Source organism: Chryseobacterium carnipullorum, assembly GCF_003815695.1.
Taxonomy (GTDB): domain Bacteria; phylum Bacteroidota; class Bacteroidia; order Flavobacteriales; family Weeksellaceae; genus Chryseobacterium; species Chryseobacterium carnipullorum.
In genome coordinates, this window is record NZ_CP033920.1 from 3,753,354 (window position 1) to 3,771,280 (window position 17,927).

General features: G+C 37.4%; 21 protein-coding genes. 9 read left to right on the forward strand and 12 right to left on the reverse strand.

Annotation, left to right across the window (positions count from 1 at the left end; all coding sequences use genetic code 11):
- Window positions 1-58: 58 nt before the first annotated feature.
- From EG346_RS17090 to EG346_RS17120, 7 genes are all read right to left on the reverse strand, one after another.
- Entirely contained in the window at window positions 59-787 is a 729-nt protein-coding gene (locus EG346_RS17090; RefSeq protein ID WP_123880332.1) for a DUF3667 domain-containing protein, read from the reverse strand.
- A gap of 142 nt (window positions 788-929) precedes the next feature.
- A complete protein-coding gene (locus EG346_RS17095) occupies window positions 930-1,577 on the reverse strand; it encodes a MarR family winged helix-turn-helix transcriptional regulator (protein ID WP_073332548.1) in 648 nt (215 codons plus the stop codon).
- A 46-nt stretch (window positions 1,578-1,623) separates the two neighbouring features.
- A complete protein-coding gene (locus EG346_RS17100) occupies window positions 1,624-2,322 on the reverse strand; it encodes an SDR family NAD(P)-dependent oxidoreductase (protein ID WP_123880334.1) in 699 nt (232 codons plus the stop codon).
- A 68-nt stretch (window positions 2,323-2,390) separates the two neighbouring features.
- Complete coding sequence (locus EG346_RS17105; RefSeq protein ID WP_073332543.1) at window positions 2,391-2,687, reverse strand: TIGR03643 family protein; 297 nt, start codon at window positions 2,685-2,687, stop codon at window positions 2,391-2,393.
- Window positions 2,657-2,794, reverse strand: a complete 138-nt coding sequence (locus EG346_RS17110) for a DUF2256 domain-containing protein (protein ID WP_073332541.1) — start codon at window positions 2,792-2,794, stop codon at window positions 2,657-2,659. Before EG346_RS17110 ends, EG346_RS17105 begins: the two co-directional genes overlap by 31 nt.
- A gap of 3 nt (window positions 2,795-2,797) precedes the next feature.
- A complete protein-coding gene (locus tag EG346_RS17115) occupies window positions 2,798-4,117 on the reverse strand; it encodes an ABC1 kinase family protein (RefSeq protein ID WP_123880336.1) in 1,320 nt (439 codons plus the stop codon).
- 1 nt (window position 4,118) lies between these two features.
- Window positions 4,119-4,778: a TetR/AcrR family transcriptional regulator gene (locus EG346_RS17120; protein ID WP_123880338.1), complete on the reverse strand. Its 660-nt coding sequence runs from the start codon at window positions 4,776-4,778 to the stop codon at window positions 4,119-4,121.
- Between the two features lie 96 nt (window positions 4,779-4,874).
- Here EG346_RS17120 and ribA point away from each other — a divergent pair, with 96 nt between their 5' ends.
- Entirely contained in the window at window positions 4,875-5,465 is a 591-nt protein-coding gene (gene ribA, locus EG346_RS17125) for a GTP cyclohydrolase II (RefSeq protein WP_123880340.1), read from the forward strand.
- A gap of 58 nt (window positions 5,466-5,523) precedes the next feature.
- On the forward strand, window positions 5,524-7,008 hold the full coding sequence (locus EG346_RS17130; RefSeq protein WP_123880342.1) for an SDR family oxidoreductase: 1,485 nt from the start codon (window positions 5,524-5,526) through the stop codon (window positions 7,006-7,008).
- Between the two features lie 71 nt (window positions 7,009-7,079).
- Here the strand turns inward: EG346_RS17130 and EG346_RS17135 are convergent, their stop codons facing one another.
- From EG346_RS17135 to EG346_RS17155, 5 genes are all read right to left on the reverse strand, one after another.
- On the reverse strand, window positions 7,080-8,450 hold the full coding sequence (locus EG346_RS17135; protein ID WP_123880344.1) for a PQQ-dependent sugar dehydrogenase: 1,371 nt from the start codon (window positions 8,448-8,450) through the stop codon (window positions 7,080-7,082).
- Between the two features lie 129 nt (window positions 8,451-8,579).
- Complete coding sequence (locus tag EG346_RS17140) at window positions 8,580-8,909, reverse strand: helix-turn-helix domain-containing protein (RefSeq protein ID WP_073332526.1); 330 nt, start codon at window positions 8,907-8,909, stop codon at window positions 8,580-8,582.
- 58 nt (window positions 8,910-8,967) lie between these two features.
- Window positions 8,968-9,396 carry a transposase gene (locus EG346_RS17145; RefSeq protein WP_123880346.1) on the reverse strand — a complete coding sequence of 143 codons (429 nt, stop codon included), beginning with the start codon at window positions 9,394-9,396 and terminating at the stop codon, window positions 8,968-8,970.
- A gap of 118 nt (window positions 9,397-9,514) precedes the next feature.
- Window positions 9,515-10,048, reverse strand: a complete 534-nt coding sequence (locus EG346_RS17150) for a phage tail-like protein (RefSeq protein ID WP_123880348.1) — start codon at window positions 10,046-10,048, stop codon at window positions 9,515-9,517.
- A 25-nt stretch (window positions 10,049-10,073) separates the two neighbouring features.
- Window positions 10,074-11,417 carry a thrombospondin type 3 repeat-containing protein gene (locus EG346_RS17155; protein WP_123880350.1) on the reverse strand — a complete coding sequence of 448 codons (1,344 nt, stop codon included), beginning with the start codon at window positions 11,415-11,417 and terminating at the stop codon, window positions 10,074-10,076.
- A 592-nt stretch (window positions 11,418-12,009) separates the two neighbouring features.
- Between EG346_RS17155 and EG346_RS17160 the strand changes: the two genes are divergently transcribed.
- From EG346_RS17160 to EG346_RS17190, 7 genes are all read left to right on the forward strand, one after another.
- Window positions 12,010-13,338 carry a tetratricopeptide repeat protein gene (locus tag EG346_RS17160; protein WP_123880352.1) on the forward strand — a complete coding sequence of 443 codons (1,329 nt, stop codon included), beginning with the start codon at window positions 12,010-12,012 and terminating at the stop codon, window positions 13,336-13,338.
- Window positions 13,339-13,361: 23 nt separating this feature from the next.
- Window positions 13,362-13,718 (forward strand): helix-turn-helix transcriptional regulator, encoded by a 357-nt coding sequence (locus EG346_RS17165; RefSeq protein ID WP_123880354.1) that lies wholly within the window; start codon window positions 13,362-13,364, stop codon window positions 13,716-13,718.
- Window positions 13,719-13,980: 262 nt separating this feature from the next.
- A complete protein-coding gene (locus EG346_RS17170) occupies window positions 13,981-14,655 on the forward strand; it encodes a MarR family winged helix-turn-helix transcriptional regulator (protein WP_073332513.1) in 675 nt (224 codons plus the stop codon).
- A gap of 2 nt (window positions 14,656-14,657) precedes the next feature.
- Window positions 14,658-16,130, forward strand: coding sequence for a bifunctional phytoene desaturase/3,4-desaturase (locus tag EG346_RS17175; protein WP_123880356.1), 1,473 nt, complete (start codon window positions 14,658-14,660; stop codon window positions 16,128-16,130).
- A 2-nt stretch (window positions 16,131-16,132) separates the two neighbouring features.
- Window positions 16,133-16,969, forward strand: a complete 837-nt coding sequence (locus tag EG346_RS17180; RefSeq protein WP_073332507.1) for a phytoene/squalene synthase family protein — start codon at window positions 16,133-16,135, stop codon at window positions 16,967-16,969.
- A 31-nt stretch (window positions 16,970-17,000) separates the two neighbouring features.
- Window positions 17,001-17,468: an SRPBCC family protein gene (locus EG346_RS17185; RefSeq protein WP_073332505.1), complete on the forward strand. Its 468-nt coding sequence runs from the start codon at window positions 17,001-17,003 to the stop codon at window positions 17,466-17,468.
- Complete coding sequence (locus EG346_RS17190) at window positions 17,468-17,926, forward strand: sterol desaturase family protein (protein ID WP_073332502.1); 459 nt, start codon at window positions 17,468-17,470, stop codon at window positions 17,924-17,926. Before EG346_RS17185 ends, EG346_RS17190 begins: the two co-directional genes overlap by 1 nt.
- Window position 17,927: the final 1 nt, after the last annotated feature.

A 17,927-nucleotide genomic window follows, 5' to 3' on the forward strand; every position in this document is an offset into this window, starting at 1 on the left:
AAAAATGAAAAACCACCATGACTTCTGTTCTGGTGGTTTTCTTATATTTTATAGGAATTTATGCATCCATATCAAATCCGAGCAATAAAAGTAAAACTACAGCCAAAAGCAGAACCATTAAGAAATAAACGACATAGCCTATCAATGACCGAATCAACACATTAGTCCATGAAAGTTTATTGAAAAACTGTAAGTTTGTCCATAAAATTAAGCCAAAATCAATGATCATCAGTAAGTTCGTGATATTTTGTACAGATTTAGTGGAATTGAAAAAATAGAGTACAGGCAAAAACAAGATATGGACGATCAATCTCTGTGAAGCTTTAAATGATTCCAGAATGAAGATTTCATAAAAATTGTACTCACTTTTTTTTCTAAACGCCAGCGCCGTTGCTAAAGAGATAAGTGGGATAGTGATGAAAACAAACCAATAGTAATGTTCAAAAACCTTGTTATATAACTCGATTGAGGCTTTATCATCTGAAGTTAATAAATTGATAGTAAGAAGATGATAAATTAATGCGTAAATACCCGCCAATACAAGAGAAAGACTGATTGGCCTGAAATGGCCCACGCGCTTGCCATCGATATATTCTTTGATGATAGAGCCGGGTTTAAGAAACATGCTCTTTCCGGAAAATACAATTCCTTTGTCATAGTGAAAGATTCCATGCTGAATGTCCTCCCATAGAAAATCCAGGTTGATTCTTGATGTTTTAGAAGACTGTCCGCAATGATTGCAAAAATTTCCTTCGAAATTATTTCCGCAATTTTTACATGTAATCATGAGGTTAATCGTATTTCGTTAGTTGTATATAGTAAACTTACTATTTTATTGATTAATTTCCAATCAAAATATTAATATGATTGATGAATAGTGATTGAAAGGCTCTTCAGAAGAATTCTAAAACAAAAAAAATATTTTTAAACTATTTCACAAATTGAATAATCTTGTCTATATCGGAATTTTTGTGCTCCTGATAGAGGTGAGCATGGAATTCATTCAGTTTTTTCAATATCTGTAACAGTTCATTTTTTTCTTCCTCTTCTAATTTTCCGGAAAGAATTTTAGAGGTAATATTTACTTTTTCAACCGATTGATGAAAAATTTCTTCGCCTTTTGGAGTAATGTTCAGCCTTTTGCTTCTCTTGTCTTCCATATCATTTTTTTCTTCAACCAAGCCGTATTCCAAAAGGCGTTTAATGATTTGCGTTCCGGTCTGTTTTTCGTGTCCGTTTCTTTCTATAAGCTGGATCTTCGTCAGATCACGCTCGTCTTTCAGCCGGTAAAGATACGTGAACTCTTCATTGGCAAGCTCCGGGAAATCTCCCAATCCTTTTCTGATCAGCTGCTTGGAGTATCTGCTGAGAAGCAGGACTTGTTTACAGATCTCATTCTCAGTAAATGAAACCTGATGCTTTTCATTTTTTAAAAGCTTGGTAGGACTTTCTTCCCTGTATTTTTTATCATTCATCCACCTACGGAAGTCGTCCACCTTAGAATTGGGTTTGCAGGCCTCCGAATTCTCAAAATCCTTCACTTGCAGGAGCAGATCAATAAAAAAATCAGTATTCATAATATAATTTGGGGTAAAGATATAAGTTTAGTTTTCCTGTTCAAAATTACAGCCTGATATTGCTCATTCCGCCATCCACTCCAAAGATCTGGCCTGTTATCCATGAAGCCTGATCAGAAAGTAGAAATGCGGTCATCTCTGCGATTTCTTCTGCACTTCCAATTCTTTGAAGCGGATGTCTTTTAGAGGAAGCCTCCCGCTTTTCCGGAGTCGAAAGAAGCTGTGATGCCAGGGAAGTATCTGTCAGAGAAGGAGCAATGGCATTCACTCTTATTTTCTGAGCAGCATATTCTGCCGCAAGACTTTTCGTAAGTCCTTCTACTGCATTTTTACTGGCAGAAACAGAAGCGTGAAAAGGCATTCCCAGTTTGGCCGCTACAGAGCTGTAGAGAACAATCGATGAATTTCCTGATTTTTTAAGATTCGGGAGGAGTTTCTGAATGCACTTAACCGCTCCAAGAACATTAACTTCAAAATCATGCCTAAAATCATCAGGAGTCAGGCGGTTGAATGGTTTAAGATTAATGGTTCCCGGGGCATACACTAACCCGTCTATGACTTCAGGGAAGTCAATGTTATCCAGATTTCCGGAGATGACGTCCATTTCATGAAACTCGATGTTAAGATTCTGTAATTCAGGGCTGCTGCTCCTTGAAATACCGATAATATTTTGTTTTTCAGAGAGTAATTGTGCCGTGGCCAGCCCGATTCCTTTTCCGCATCCTATAATGACTGTATTTTTCATATTTTTAATAATGGGTTTTTAGTAAGTTCAAAACAGATTAAATGCTCTTTTGAGTCAGCCAGAGAGACTCATCGTTTTGAAATTTTATTGTTACTGATCAATCGTTGTCTGGTACATTTGAACCGGTCGATTTCCGTACTCCTTTTTTTGCTGTGTTTCTGGCTTACTCCCGAGTTTACCCGTTTTCTCCAAAGTCTGAAACTTGAAGGTCTGAGCTCCGAACGCATCAGCTCAATCACTTCAGATTCGCGCATTTTAAACTGAAAATCAATCGCTTCAAAAGGCGTTCGGTCTTCCCACGCCATTTCGATGATACGGTCTTTCTGTTCTACCGTTAAACTTTTTGTTTTTTGTTTTTCCGACATCTTTCGCTGCAATATTTAACTTCACTCCAGTTCTTTTTCCATTTTTTGCGCCAGTTGAATGGAAGGCCGCAGCTTTCACATATTTTTGATGGCAATCCGGATGGCATATCTTATGGTTTTATAAAATTCAGATAATGATTGATGACAACATCCTGTGCTTTCAGATCGTGCATCATATGATAGAGTCCGAAAAAAGTTCTGTTCAGATAAATAAAATGTCTTGATCCACGGTTGGTGTTCATTCCTTTTATGTTGCTGATCTTTGAATACCGCTGTCCGAGATCTGCAATTTCACGGAAAAACTCTTCATTGGAAAAATCAAATGTTTCCTGGTTGAAAGGCCTTGTAAACAGCTCAAGAAGTTCGTAAAACAACTGGGCGAAAAATTCTTTTTCTTCGTGACTGTCTTCATGACGCAGGATTTCAAGGGCATAAAGCTTTTCCCTGAATATTTGTGGATTTTTCAGGTTTTCCTCTTTAGCCAGCTCAAAGTAAGGGATATAAAAATCATCTGGAATTTCTTTGATACATCCGAAATCGATGACCAGTAATTGCTGATCTTCAGAAACCAGAAAATTTCCGGGATGCGGATCTGCATGTACTTTTTTCAAAACATGCATCTGATACATATAGAAATCCCACAACGTCTGCCCAATTTTGTTGAGGTCCTGCTGAGCATTGAGCTTACGGGTAAACTCAGACAGATGCAATCCGGACATCCAGTCCATGGTAATAATTTTTTCACAGGAATATTCCGGATAATAGGCTGGAAAAAGGATATTGGGAAGATGGCTGCAACTTTCAGAGAATTGCTGACTTCGTTCAAGTTCCAGATGATAATTGGTTTCTTCGTACAATTTATCTTCTACTTCCTGAAAATAGGATTCTGAACCTTCTTTTTTGATATTGAACATTTTCATGGCAATTGGTTTTACCATTTTCAGATCGCTGGAAATACTCTCACGGACGCCAGGATACTGTATTTTTACGGCAAGGTTTTGGCCCCCTTTTTTTGCTTTATGAACCTGTCCTATGCTTGCTGCATTCACAGACTCTGAAGAAAATTCGTCAAAGAGATCTTCAGGATTTTTGCCAAAATATTTTCGGAAGGTTTTCTTCACCAAAGCTCCGGAAAGGGGCGGAACAGAAAACTGCGAAAGAGAAAATTTCTCTACATATTCTACCGGAAGCATATTTTTTTCCATACTCAGCATCTGGGCAACTTTCAGGGCAGAACCCTTAAGTTCTTTCAGAGAATCGTAGATGTCAGAAGCGTTATCCTGATTGAGGATTTTTCGTGCTTGTTCTTCGTCTTTGGTGATTTTATTTCCGTAGTATTTCAGGTAATTGGCACCCACTTTAGCTCCGGCTTTCAGCAGGCTGCCTGTTCTTTCTATCTTCCCTGTAGGTATTTTATCTAATGTTTTCATCCTAGCGTATTTTGAATTTTTCTTTCCACAAAAATTTCCCCAGATCAACCATTTTTCTCAACGGTTCATTGTCGATCAGTTCAAATCCTGTATCTACCGTTTTTTCTATGAAAAGATCTGTTTTTTCAAAATCCGGAGAGGTGTCTTTTTTCCAGAATTCTATACACGAAACCAAGTGAAGCCAAAGCACTTCCTGTCTTGATTTTTCGTTGAAATTCATGATGTTTTCTTTCGCTTTTTCAAAGATCTCCCAGGTGTTGAAATCAAGAGTTTTCATAAACTGGCGATGAGTTTCGCGGAGGTTCTGGAGGACTTTTATGCCTTGTATTTTTTCTTTTCCTAAAAGCATCAAAACCAATGATCTGTTCATTGTAAGGTTTTCAAAAAATATGAAATAGGTATTGAGCAGCCTCTCTTTGGCAGATATTTCTCCCGATTCACTGATTTCAGCGGTGAGATCCAGAGACTTCCTGAAAAGGTGATCCAGCATTTCTTTTTCAATTTGGTCAAAATTTGAAAAATAATGATAAAAGTCTTTTTCATCAAATCCGTTGTCCTTGGCAAAAAGATAGATGTTCTTGGGTCTCTCGCTGTGATTCAGGATATAGTCACCATAAAGCTCCAATATCATTTCGTGGGTAACCGCATTTTCTTCTTTCATGATAGAATTTATTTACGACAAAATTAGTAAATATTTTTACTTTTAATCAAAATAAAGTATAAATTTGTACTATGTAGATCATTTAAATAATAAATTATGTTGAAGATACAAGCACAGTCTCATATACCTACGGATTTTGGAATGTTTACGGTATACGCTTTTTCTGAAAATGAGGAAGACTGGAGCCCTCATCTGGTTTGGGTTGCAGAAAATACAGATTTCAGCCGTACAGTTAATGTCCGTTTTCATTCCGAATGCATCACGGGTGAAGTGTTTCACTCCAAAAAATGTGAATGCGGGCAGCAACTTGATGCCGCCATGAAATTTATGTCTGAAAATGGAGGAATCATTATTTATCTCAGACAGGAGGGAAGAAATATTGGAATCATTAATAAGTTAAAAGCCTATGCTCTGCAGGAAGAAGGTTTTGATACTGTAGAAGCGAATTTAAAACTGGGTCTTCCTGCTGATGGCAGAAATTTTGATGTGGCTATAGAAATGCTTAAGATCTTAAAAGTAGATCATGTCAATTTACTCACCAACAATCCGGAAAAGCTGAAATCTCTCGAAAACACAGGAATCGTATTGGGCAAAAGGATTCCTTTGGAGATCGATTCCAATGAGGTGAATGAAGATTACCTGATCACCAAGAAAGACTATTTTGGTCATCTTCTTGAAAAACTGTAACAGGGAGCTTATAAGAAAGTAAAACGGACGGTTGCATAACCCTCATAATAAAGAACTCATGAAAAAAATATTGCTTACAGGAGCTACCGGATATATCGGCAAAAGAATGATAAGCGTTATTGCCGCACAGGGCTATAAAGTGGTCTGTTGTTGCAGGGATGCAAGCCGGTTTTCGAAAAGTCTGGATATCGATGAATCACTCATTGATGTCATTGAAGTAGATTTTCTGAAACCTGAAACACTTGGTACTATTCCTGAAGATATCTCCGGAGCTTATTATCTGATGCATTCCATGAGCAATACGGATGATTATGAGAATTCTGAAAAGATCTGTGCTGAAAATTTTGCACAGATTATAGAAAAAACGCAGTGTGAGCATATTGTGTATCTGTCGGGGCTGGTTAATGAAAAAGAATTATCCAGACACCTCAGTTCCAGATATCAGGTTGAAAAAACACTGATGGAATGTAAAGTTCCCGTTACCGTCCTTCGGGCGGGGATCATTATCGGATCAGGAAGTGCTTCTTTTGAAATCATCAGAGATCTGGTAGAAAAACTGCCTGTGATGGTTGCTCCAAGATGGCTCGATACAAAGTGTCAGCCTATAGGAATCGCCAATGTTCTGGATTTTCTGATATTTGTCTTGTTTAAAGAAGAGTCTTATCATAAAAGTTTTGATATTGGTTGTGATGATGTTCTGACCTACAAACAGATACTTTCCGAATACGCAAAAGTAAGAGGACTGAAAAGGTATATTTACACATTACCGGTCATGACTCCCAAGCTTTCATCCTATTGGCTGTACTTTATCACTTCTACCTCATACAATCTTGCTTCAGCATTGGTAGGAAGTATGAAAATTGAAGTGATCTGCAGGCGTGAAAGTCTTTCTGAAATTAAAAGAATTACCGGAATTCAGCCTTTCTCCTATGAAACCGCTTTGCGAAGAACACTGGCTAAAATTCAGGCTAACGAAATTATTTCCAGCTGGAAGGACAGTTTCATCAGCAGCAGAAGAGATGCCAGTCTGAAAGAATTCATGGAAGTGCCTCATTTTGGATGTTTTACCGATCTTCGAAGTATCGCTTATGACGATCGTGAAAAATGTCTTGACAGGGTCTTTAGCCTTGGAGGTAATAATGGCTGGTACGGGCAGGGTTTGTGGAAGATCCGGGGGTTTCTTGATGTACTGGTTGGGGGTCCGGGACTGAGAAGAGGAAGAACACATCCGCAACGGCTTCATGAAGGCGATGCGCTGGATTTCTGGAGGGTGTTGTATGCTGACCGTACGGAAGGTAAATTGATTCTTTTTGCAGAAATGAAATTGCCCGGAGAAGCATGGCTTGTGTTTAAATTGTACAGAGGAAAACTTTGGCAGAAAGCGGTATTCAGACCTCATGGAATATCAGGAAGACTTTACTGGTATTCTGTTTTACCATTTCACGGAATTATATTTAAGGGGATGCTTAAAAAACTGGCTGGAGTACAATCAGGGTTCAGCAGCAATAACCTTAAGCAGGATATTTCGAAATTCAATGGCTAGGATTTTATAAAACGGCCGGTCTTATTTTTGATTTTAAAGCCTCAATCATTAACGGTTGAGGCTTTAATCAATTATTTAATGATTATCTTCTGACTGTAAGATTTCAGCTCACCTGATTTTAAAAGAAGGTAATAAACTCCTGAAGGTATTTCTGAAATATCAATGCTGCTATCGTTGTTGACTGCTGCATTTTCCAATACTCTTCTTCCTTCTGCATTGATTATTTCTGCAGATATTTTTTTGTTATTTAATCCATCAATAAAGATTTTTCCGGAAGCAGGATTGGGATAGATTCTGATTGGGCTCAATGCAGTATTTTCCTGAGTAGAAAGTGTGGATGTCTTGATTTTATATATTTTTCCGTTATTCACCGCAGCGACATACAATTCTTTCTGACTATCCTGTCCAAAGGTTGAAAAATTATTTCCCGTATAAGCCGGAGTCCAGGTAATGGAATTGTCAGGATTGAGCATACCGATCTGAGTGGAGCAGTAATCAGCGAAAAAGTATTTCCCTTGGAGGGAAGGGTAGAGATTTCCTCTGTAAACGTAGCCTCCCGTAACCGAACATTTACCTCCGGAATGATCATAAACAGAGACCGGAAAAGTCATGGTGCCAGATGCTGCACATCCTCCATTATTATACGTGCTGTTGCCTTCGTAGCAACGCCATCCGTAATTGATTCCTGACTGTGTGATCGGCATTCTGTTAATTTCTTCGATCTGGTTTTGTCCTACATCAGCAATCATCACATTCCCTGTGGTAAGATCAAAAGACCATTTCCATGCATTTCTAAGTCCGTAAGACCATATTTCATCCGCTCCGGCAACTCCTGCGGCGGCAAAAGGGTTTCCGGCAGGAATAGCATAAGGTCCTGTTGAATTCACATCGATCCGGAGCATTTTTCCCAGAAGAGAATTTTTATTTTGAGCATTGTTGTAAGGGTCTCCTCCATATCCTCCGTCACCGGTGACTACCCATAAATTTCCATCAGGGGCAAAATGAATGCTTCCACCGTTATGATTGTCAAATGGTTTGGGGATGTTCAGCAGAATTTTTTCGGTGGTAGGATCAGCAATATTCGGGTCTGAGCTTACCGTATATCGGGCAACAATGATATTCCCTGCAGAATTGTTATAGTACACAAAAAAATAGCCATTTGTTGCATATTGCGGATGGAAAGCCAGTCCCAAAAGTCCCCGTTCTCCTCCGTCAAAAAGAATCTTCGAACTGATGTTCAGGTAATTGGTGGGAACAATACTTCCATTGGGTTGTACAATTTTTATTATTCCATCCTGCTGTACCACAAACAGTCTGCTGTCGTTGGCATTGGTGATTTCAACGGGATTGTTAAATCCGCTTGCAAATTCTTCTAAATTAATACTTTGAGAATTAAAGATTAAAAAAGAAAAAAAACTTGCTGTAAAAAGTAATTTTTTCATAATATTTTGATGTTTAATAGCTGAATCTTGGATCATCCTTTGCTCCAATTAAAAAAATAACAAACCTTACAAACTAAAAGAGTCTATCTATCTATCTATCTATCTATCTATCTATCTATCGTCTAACAACTAAAGATCAGGGAATAATTTTTTCCATTTGGTGATTGTGTTTTTGCTCAATTTAAAATGCAGGGCCAGCTGATGGTTGGTGTAATTATTTTTACGTTGATATTCTAAAATTTCACAGATCGTACTTTTGTCGTAGGATCGAAGCTGCTGATTGGATTTAAGAGTTTCTCTTCCGGCATTGGTAAATATCAGTGCATTTAACTTGAGAATATCCAGAATGGACAACTCACTTTTCTCCAAAATTTTCTGACAGAGTTCCCTTTTTTCAGGATGGTTTTTATTAATAATATCAGTGTAAATGCGTTTATAATCTGGTGATAAATTGTTCATTCCTTAGCAGTGTATTGGGTGGTTTTATAAGTGCTTTAATGATCTCAACGATGGATAACTATTCTTCTTTTTTATACTTGGTGATCCATTTGTGCAGGGTTGTTTTAGGAATTCTGTATTCCTCAATAACCTGATTTTTCGTTTTTTCGTTCGTTTCTATCAATGCTACAATGAAATCTATTATTTCTTTTGTATAAATGTTTTTTCTGAATTGGGGTAAATGGCTGGCTTGTTTCTGAATTTTGCCCTCTGCAGAAGGAGGCGAAAACAAAATAAGGTGTTGGGAATAAATTCTGAAAAAATCATATTCCAGAAGTTTACTCCATCTTAGTACTGTTTTTGTGTCCAGGCTCTCAGATTCATACATTTCTTCAATAGCTTCTTCTGTATTTTCAAAAAAGTTGCAAATACGTTGGATATCAATATGTAGCTCTTCCTTTCTCTTTTTAATTAAATTACCAATATGGATGTGTTCAAAATTTTTCATAACCCTTCTAATTTAAATTTTAGCTCCTTAAAATCTCCAGCCGGAGCAGCAGGTGGATTCATGTAGTATAGGCAGGCTACTGGCTGAAGCACTTTGATCATTGTATTATAATCTGTTTTTAAGGTTTCCAGAAACTCCAGACTTTTCCGTTAAAAACCGCCAGCATTTTTTTCGTGGTATCAAAAACAATCATTCCGGCTGCGGGATTAATGATATTGAGATAGGGATTGGCGACTTTTGGTAAAATCATAGCTTTATTGGAGTCTTCCAATACCAGAATTCCTGGTGTCGGAGATCGTGTGCCGATAGCCACTTTTGCAGCGGTAATTTCAGCGGCTGAATTTTGGATTAAAACTCCATCTGTATTTGTTACAGGATCTACTGTTGAACCTGTGGTATCGATGGACAAGTCTTTCCAGGCAGAAGAATATTTTACCTTTATTTTATGATCAGAGAGATCGTAGACCATCGTTCCGTTCACCGCTCCTGTTACACTTGCTGCCGAACTTACCCACGGAAGGATCATCCCTCTGTTTGCAGTTCCGAATTCCAGAGATACGGAGGTATTGGTTATCGACGTTTTTCCTATGGCTACCTGAGCCTTAACATTCCAGAGCATAAAAAGGAATGGGATGGATAATAGATTTCTCATAATCATTTACTTTTTCGTTGATTGTTTATAAAATATCCGGACATGTCTGGTTGTTGAAACACTTCCATCCTGAACCGTCATAGATACTCAGGCAATCCAGTGTGGTATCATATACCATCATTCCTTCTACCGGGATCAATGCATTTTTCTGAACTGTTGTTAATCGGTTGGGAACAAATCCTTTTGTCTTTGCTTCCAGGGCTGTCCATGCCCCTTTTCGGACTGCCGGCCAGTTTTCACTGCCTCTGGCTCTTCCCAGTGAGGTAATTCCCTGAAGGGTATTTAAAACTGTTCCTGAAGTAACTGATGGTTTATAGCAGATGCATGCGTTGATCAATGCATTTCCCGAAGATCCTGATCCTTGCCCCGCATCATTTCCAATATCAGCTATACCTCCTGAATTTACCGTGTTGGGTATTCCCTGAGCATTGACACAGGTACCTGCTGCACATAAATTCTCATTAGCTGCTACTGAACCTGTTCCTGCTGTCACAGATCCGCCGGCAGTTACCAGTAGGGAAGTGGTCACGTTTTCATCACCTTCTATAGCGTCTGCACAGCCATCATTATCGGAATCCAGATCCAGAAAGTCGGGTATACTGTCATTGTCTGTATCTGTTGAAAGGCAGGTGCCGAACTGAAAGTCTTCATAAGCGACCGTGGTGGTGGAAGTATCAGCGCCATAAATGTACACCCGGAATGTGTAGGTGGTATTAGGCAGTAATTTTACCGCGTTGAGCAAAGCTGTTGTTACCTTGTACTCATAACCTGATCCTGTACCGTCCACAATCTGAAAGTCCTGCACCAGTAATGTTCCTGCAGTCGAAAACCCATTGGTTGAGACTTCAACGCCCACTTTATAGTTGCCATTGTCATTCTGATCTCCCCATCCGAATTTTGAAAATTCTCTGTAACCTGTTAGTACAGCTGGTGTTGTAAAGCTGTATTGCGCGTAGTCATTACCTGCTTTTGCACCGGCTAAAGTAAGGGTGTTAACGCCTGTAATAAGCCAGCGGGAAAGAGTTCCTCCATTGGTGGAAGAAGTTAACCCTGTACTGAAGATAAAAGGGTTTGAACTATTGACAACTGCATTATTATGGGCTCCGCCATAGGTAATTGAGGCCGGATTATTAGGGGCTGATGCCCAAAAACCATCCTGGTTCTGAGTGGCAGTTGGAACATTTCCAAACCATCCGGCATCAAATAGAGAATTGGAGCAGTAGCCCTCGCTAACGTCCGGAATTCCGTCATTGTCGTCATCCAGATCTGTGATGTTGGTGATCCCGTCTCCATCACTGTCCTGTGCCCGAACTTTACTCAATCCGGCAATACACAGTACAATAAAAAATGAAATAATTTTTTTTTTCATATGCTCTAATCATTGTTCATCCTGATACTTTTTTTACTTAAAATGCATCCCAGTCTATCGACAGTAATACGCCAGTATTTTTTAATCATTGAGATCAAAAATCAAGGATATCCGTCAATTGATGTTGGGAACTAAAATTTGGGATGGAATAAAAAAAGGTAGTGGAATAGAATTTTTTTCATCATTTATTCCATAGGTAAATGACCCTTTTCAGTATATGTGTTTTGTGAAATATTTTGTACAAAATAAACGTATCCGAAGAAATTATGAACCAAATATTAAGTTAATAGTTGTTAGCAGAAACAGTTAATTTTAAAACAAATTGTTAGCATTTTAATTGTAAGATATTGTTTTTAAATGTGTTGTGTTTTACAAGTGTTAAATATGAATTCATTAAATTAGCTTGATTGCCAATCATTTTGTAATAATTGATTTATTTAGAATTTTATGTTGTCTGGTTGAGGTATGTGTGTAAAAAAACAACTATATATATATTTATGGTATATAATTTTCTATTTTTGACTGGCTTGATCTTTATGCCATATTTTCAATATATTCGAAAAGCTTACGCCCGAAATTAAAATGAATCATTATGAAGACGCTGTTATCTATCTTTTGCTTCTTATGCATATCAATGTCTCCACGTCCTGAAGTTACGGGTAACGACTATTTTCATGAGTTAACAAAGGAGCTTAAACCTATTGTTGATTATCCGGCTAAAATTTCTCAACTTCAGCAGCAAGAGCTCGGAAAATATAAAAAAAGTGGAGATGAACAATATCTTATAAGTTCAAAATATGTAGAGTTATTCTTATACCGGAATAATACAAATAAGCAAATTCCGCTTGTGTATGAACTGCTCAAACTGAATAATAACAGGTATGAATATATTTCGATGACCTCTTATTATAATGTATCCATTCAATTGGAAAAGACTTCTCCGGAGCTGGCAATGCATTTCATAGATGAAGCAATTATTTTTAATAAAACCTTAACCGCACTACATTATAGCGGACATCTTTATCATATGAAAGGGAGGCTTTATTATAATAGTAAATCCTACACTTCTGCGCTGTACTATTTTAATAAAGCGTTAAAAAGCTTCAGGCCGGAAGATTACCTTTATACTGCTTCAATGCATAACAATTTTGGATTGACTTATGCTAAACTCAACAATATCGGGAAAGCGCTTCAGGAAACTCAAAAAGGCATAGATATTTTGGAAAGTAAAAACAACCTGACAAAAGAGGAGTCTGATTTTCTGATGGATATGAAGGGAAGTCTGGGGTTTTACTATTATCAGTTGAAAGATTATACGTCCGCTGAAAATTTGCTTACCGGAGAGTTTGAATATTGCAAAAACAAAAAAGAACTCTTTCCTCAACTGATTATCGCTTCTGAGAGACTTTATGATCTCTATGCTGTCACCGGGCAAAAAGCTGAACAGAGACAAATTGTCGATTACCTTCTCCATACTGAACCTTTTCTCACGGATACTTATCATAAGATTATGGTTAATGAAATTGTTCAGAAATACTATTCTGCAAACAATGATATTCAGCGTCTGAAAGAGGTATCAGGAAAGCTGGTTATGCTGAATCATGAATTTGATGATGAAAACAGCGAGAATATCCAGAAAACTTCAGATCTCTTAAATAAAAATGTTATTAAAAGCATTAATGAACGGTATGATTATGAGATTAAAATCCATCAGAAAAAGCAGTTTTTAACCCTGCTGATGTGTTGTCTGATCGTGATTACCATAGCGCTTATTGCATTAAACATCTGGACTACAAAGAAAAGCGAGAAGAAGGATGCTGAAAAACAAAGAGAAATTTTAGAAGCAAAAAAAGAGTCCTTGAAAAAGACATCCTCTTTCAAAATGAAAAGATCAAAAACCTGCATCAGAATCTTAATTTAAAAATAGAAACCGAAAAAGCGTTTTTGCAGAACATAAAAAAGATAAAGAAATCTGCCGATGCGGATTCTGAACAAATTCTCCGTGACTTGCATCTGAAAGTGAGTAAACTGATCCAGATCGATAAGAAAAATGATGATTTCGTAAATGAAAGCAGCAATGAAAGTAAGATGTTTTTAGGAAAACTTGAAGTTCTTTATCCGGTTTTAACCAAAAGAGAACTGAAACTCTGTACCTATTTTAGAATGAATCTTTCCTCAAAAGAAATATCAGCTCTTGAAGATACTACGACTGCGACCATCCGAGTGTACAAAACAAGAATAAAAAGCAAGGTCGGACTGGGAAGACAGGATAATTTAGTCACTTTTCTTAACAGCATATAAATTTTTAACGGTGATCCATGTTAAAGTTTAAACCTTGATATGAATATTTTCTGAATAATTTGCATGAGAAAAGCTTATTAAATGATGAATAAAACGATCCTTTCGTTCTCCTAAGGTGAAGTTAATAACTTGTTTTTCAGCGTTTAGGTATTTTTCTTTTATCTGTTTATTAAATCTGCACTCAATTACAATTTAAAATTTAGTTCATTTATAATCTTTATTTTGTTTTAATTAGTATATTTGTGTACTAATTGTTAATAAGATGAATTATTCAGTCGTAAAAGATGTTATCAGATTGCTTGAGGAATTTGATGAAGAGAATAAGATGAATTCTTACCCTTCGGATGTTGAAGGCTTTAAGGCATGGTTAAGCGGAAAGGAGCCTCTGGCGCTAAACAATCAAACAGATGAACCCTATTGGGCTGGTAAAGAGAGTGGTAGGAGTCCTGAAAGCGCCATCAGTACTTCACTGGTTCATTTGAACAGGTATGCCAAATCGTATTCAAAATCAGCTATCATCGATTCAGAATTTGCGACGCAGGAAGACTTTATTTATCTGATTAATTTAAAAACATTCGGCGCCATGACTAAAATGGAGCTTATCAAGAAGAATGTTCACGAAAAGTCTGTGGGAATGTTGATCATCAACAGGCTTATCAATCTGGGCTTGGTAGAACAGTCGGATTCTGATACCGATAAAAGAACTAAAATTATAAAGATCACCAATTCAGGTATCAGATCTTTGGAAAATCAGATGAGAAAGATAAGAACGGCAACAAACATTGTGGCCGGAGATCTTAGTTATTCTGAAAAAATGCAGTTGATCCGTATTCTGGACAAACTTGAAAAATTTCACCAGCCGATATTCAACCGCAATATTGATGCTAAAAACCTTATTGATATCATCAGTAAAGAGTATTCATTCATAAAAAATTGATCATGAACAAAAAAATAGCCGTCATTGGTTCAGGCTTTTCTGGCTTATCTGCAGCTTCCTATTTAGCAAAAGAGGGAAATGAAGTACACGTGTTTGAAAAAAACAGTGGGGTAGGTGGCAGAGCAAGACAGTTTCGTACTGAGGAAGGTTATGTTTTTGATATGGGCCCGAGTTGGTATTGGATGCCGGATATTATTGAGGCATTTTTTGAGGATTTTGGAAAAAAGTCATCTGATTTTTATGAGCTGATTCCGCTGGATCCTCAGTTTGAAATGGTATTTTCAGACGGTGTGATGAATATTCCGGACCGTTATGAGGAAATGAGGGTTTTATTTGAAAGCATGGAAAAGGGAGCCGGAAAAAAGCTTGATGACTTCATGAAAGATGCTCAGATCAAATATGAAATCGGCATGAAAGAGTTTGTGAATAAACCCTGCCACTCATGGTTGGAGTTTGTTTCACCCAAAATGGCAAAGAATGCCCTGAAGTTGGATTTACTTACCAATTTCAGCCAGTTTGTAAGAAAGTATTTCAGTCATCCCAAACTGATTATGCTGATGGAATTTCCCGTGATTTTTCTGGGCGCGGCACCAAAAAATATTCCGGCATTATACAGTCTGATGAATTATGGAGGTTATAAATTGGGAACCTGGTATCCGATGGGTGGTTTTTCAAAAGTTACCGAAGCAATGATGCAGATTGCAGCAGAACAGGGCGCTCATTTTCACTTTAACTCAAATGTTGAAAAAATAACAGTTGAAAACAATAAAGCCAATGCTTTGATAGTGAATGGAGAAGTCCTGAAATTTGATTTTGTCATTGCTTCGTCCGATTATCATCATACAGAAAGTCAGCTTCTTCCTGAGCAGTATAGAAACTACAAGCCATCTTATTGGGAGAAAAAAACATTTGCTCCGTCATGTCTTATTTATTATCTTGGAATCAAAGGGAAAGTGCCTCATTTGAAGCATCACACCCTTTTCTTTGAAAATGATCTGGAACTTCATACCCACGAAATTTATGAAGATAAAAAATGGCCTACAAAGCCTTTGTTTTATGCGTGTTGCCCATCGAAAACAGATCAAGGCACCGCTCCTGAAAACTGTGAGAATATTTTTTTATTGATGCCGGTAGCTCCCGGAATAGAAGATTCTGAGGGAATGAGAGAAAAATATTTTAACGAGATGATCGCAAGATTGGAAAAACATACAGGAACTTCAGATCTTATTTCAAAAATTGAATATAAAAGAAGCTATTGCATTAATGACTTTCAACAAGATTATAATGCCTATAAAGGCAATGCGTATGGTCTTGCCAATACCTTATCACAAACGGCCGTTTTAAAGCCTTCCATCCGGAATAAAAAGATAAAGAATCTCTTGTATACAGGCCAGCTTACTGTTCCTGGTCCGGGAGTTCCCCCCTCTATTATTTCAGGAAAAATAGCAGCTAACGAAGCCAGTAAAATTTATTAATTATGAAAAAATTGTTTGACGACCTTTCTTACAAAGTGAGCAGAGAAGCAACTAAACAATACAGCACAAGTTTTTCTCTGGGAATAATGGCGCTTTCCCCTAAAATCAGAAATCCGATCTATGCCGTTTACGGGTATGTCCGTCTTGCCGACGAAATTGTAGACAGCTTTCATGATTATGATAAACATAAACTTTTATCAAGATACAAAGCGGAAACTTTCGAAGCGCTGGAAGAAAAAATCTCCCTGAATCCGATTTTGCAGTCGTTTCAGGAAACGGTGCACCGGTACAAAATTGATTACAGTCTGATTCATCAGTTTCTGAAAAGTATGGAAATGGATCTGCAGAAAATTGATTATAATTCAGAATTATATAAAGAATACATTGTAGGGTCTGCTGAAGTGGTGGGTCTGATGTGTCTTCATGTCTTTACAGAAGGAAATACGGAAGAATTTGAGAAGTTGAAACCCTATGCCATGATTCTCGGGTCTGCGTTTCAGAAAGTTAATTTTCTCCGGGATATGAAAGATGACTATCAGGTTTTGGGACGTTGCTATTTTCCGAATGTTGATATTTCCTATTTTGACAATACCGTGAAATCTCATATTGAAAAAGAGATCGAAGAAGAATTTAAAACCGCTTTGGAGGGGATCAAAAAACTTCCCGGTTCCGCGAGGTTCGGAGTCTATCTCGCTTATCGGTATTATGTTTCGTTGTTCCGGAAAATCAAGCGAACTTCTGCCAGCAATATGATTAACCAGAGAATAAGGATATCCAACGGAAAAAAATTATCTTTAATGATGAGCAGTTATGTACAGTATAAAGCATCGCTTCTGTAAGCTCACGAATATCTAAATCTTAGAGAATAGAATGATACATAAAATTTACAGGGAACAGCAGCTGAACTGCGATATCGCAACAGCATGGAAGTTTTTTTCTTCTGCCAATAACCTTTCGGAAATCACACCGAAGGATATGAATTTTATCGTCCTGACCAAAATGACGGATGATGAGATTTTTGAAGGGATGATTATTGATTATTATGTTTCCCCGATATTAGGCATAAAAATGAAATGGAAAACGGAAATCACCCAGGTTGATTTTCAAAAAAGTTTTACAGATTTTCAGAAAAAAGGACCTTATAAACTCTGGAATCATCACCACGAATTTATAGTCAATGAAGAAGGAGTTTTGATGAAGGACACAGTAGATTATGAACTTCCTTTGGGATTTCTGGGTGAAATAGCCCATACAATTTTTGTAAGAAAAAAGCTTGAGCATGTGTTCAGCTACAGGTATAAAGTTTTAGAAGAACGCTTCAATAAAAAAACAAAATAATGAATTTCCTGATTGTAGTAGGTACTTTTTTCATCATGGAAGGAATGACGTGGCTCATTCATAAATATATCATGCATGGTTTTCTATGGATGCTGCATAAGGATCATCATGATCACAGCAATGAAGGGGCTATGGAGAAAAATGATTATTTCTTTCTCATTTTTGCTTTGCCAACCATTCTTCTGATGTATTACGGAACCGTACAGAATTTTAATTTCTGGTTTTATATTGCCGTGGGAATCGCTTTGTATGGAATGGCTTATTTTTTTGTCCACGATATCTTTATCCATCAACGGCTTAAAATACTGCGCAATACAGAAAATCCATATTTACTGGCTATCAGACGGGCCCATAAGCAGCATCATAAGCATACCGGAAAAGAAGAAGGAGAGTGTTTTGGATTTTTGTGGGTTCCCATCAAGTATTTTAAAATGTATTTTAATAAACATAAAGCCTGAT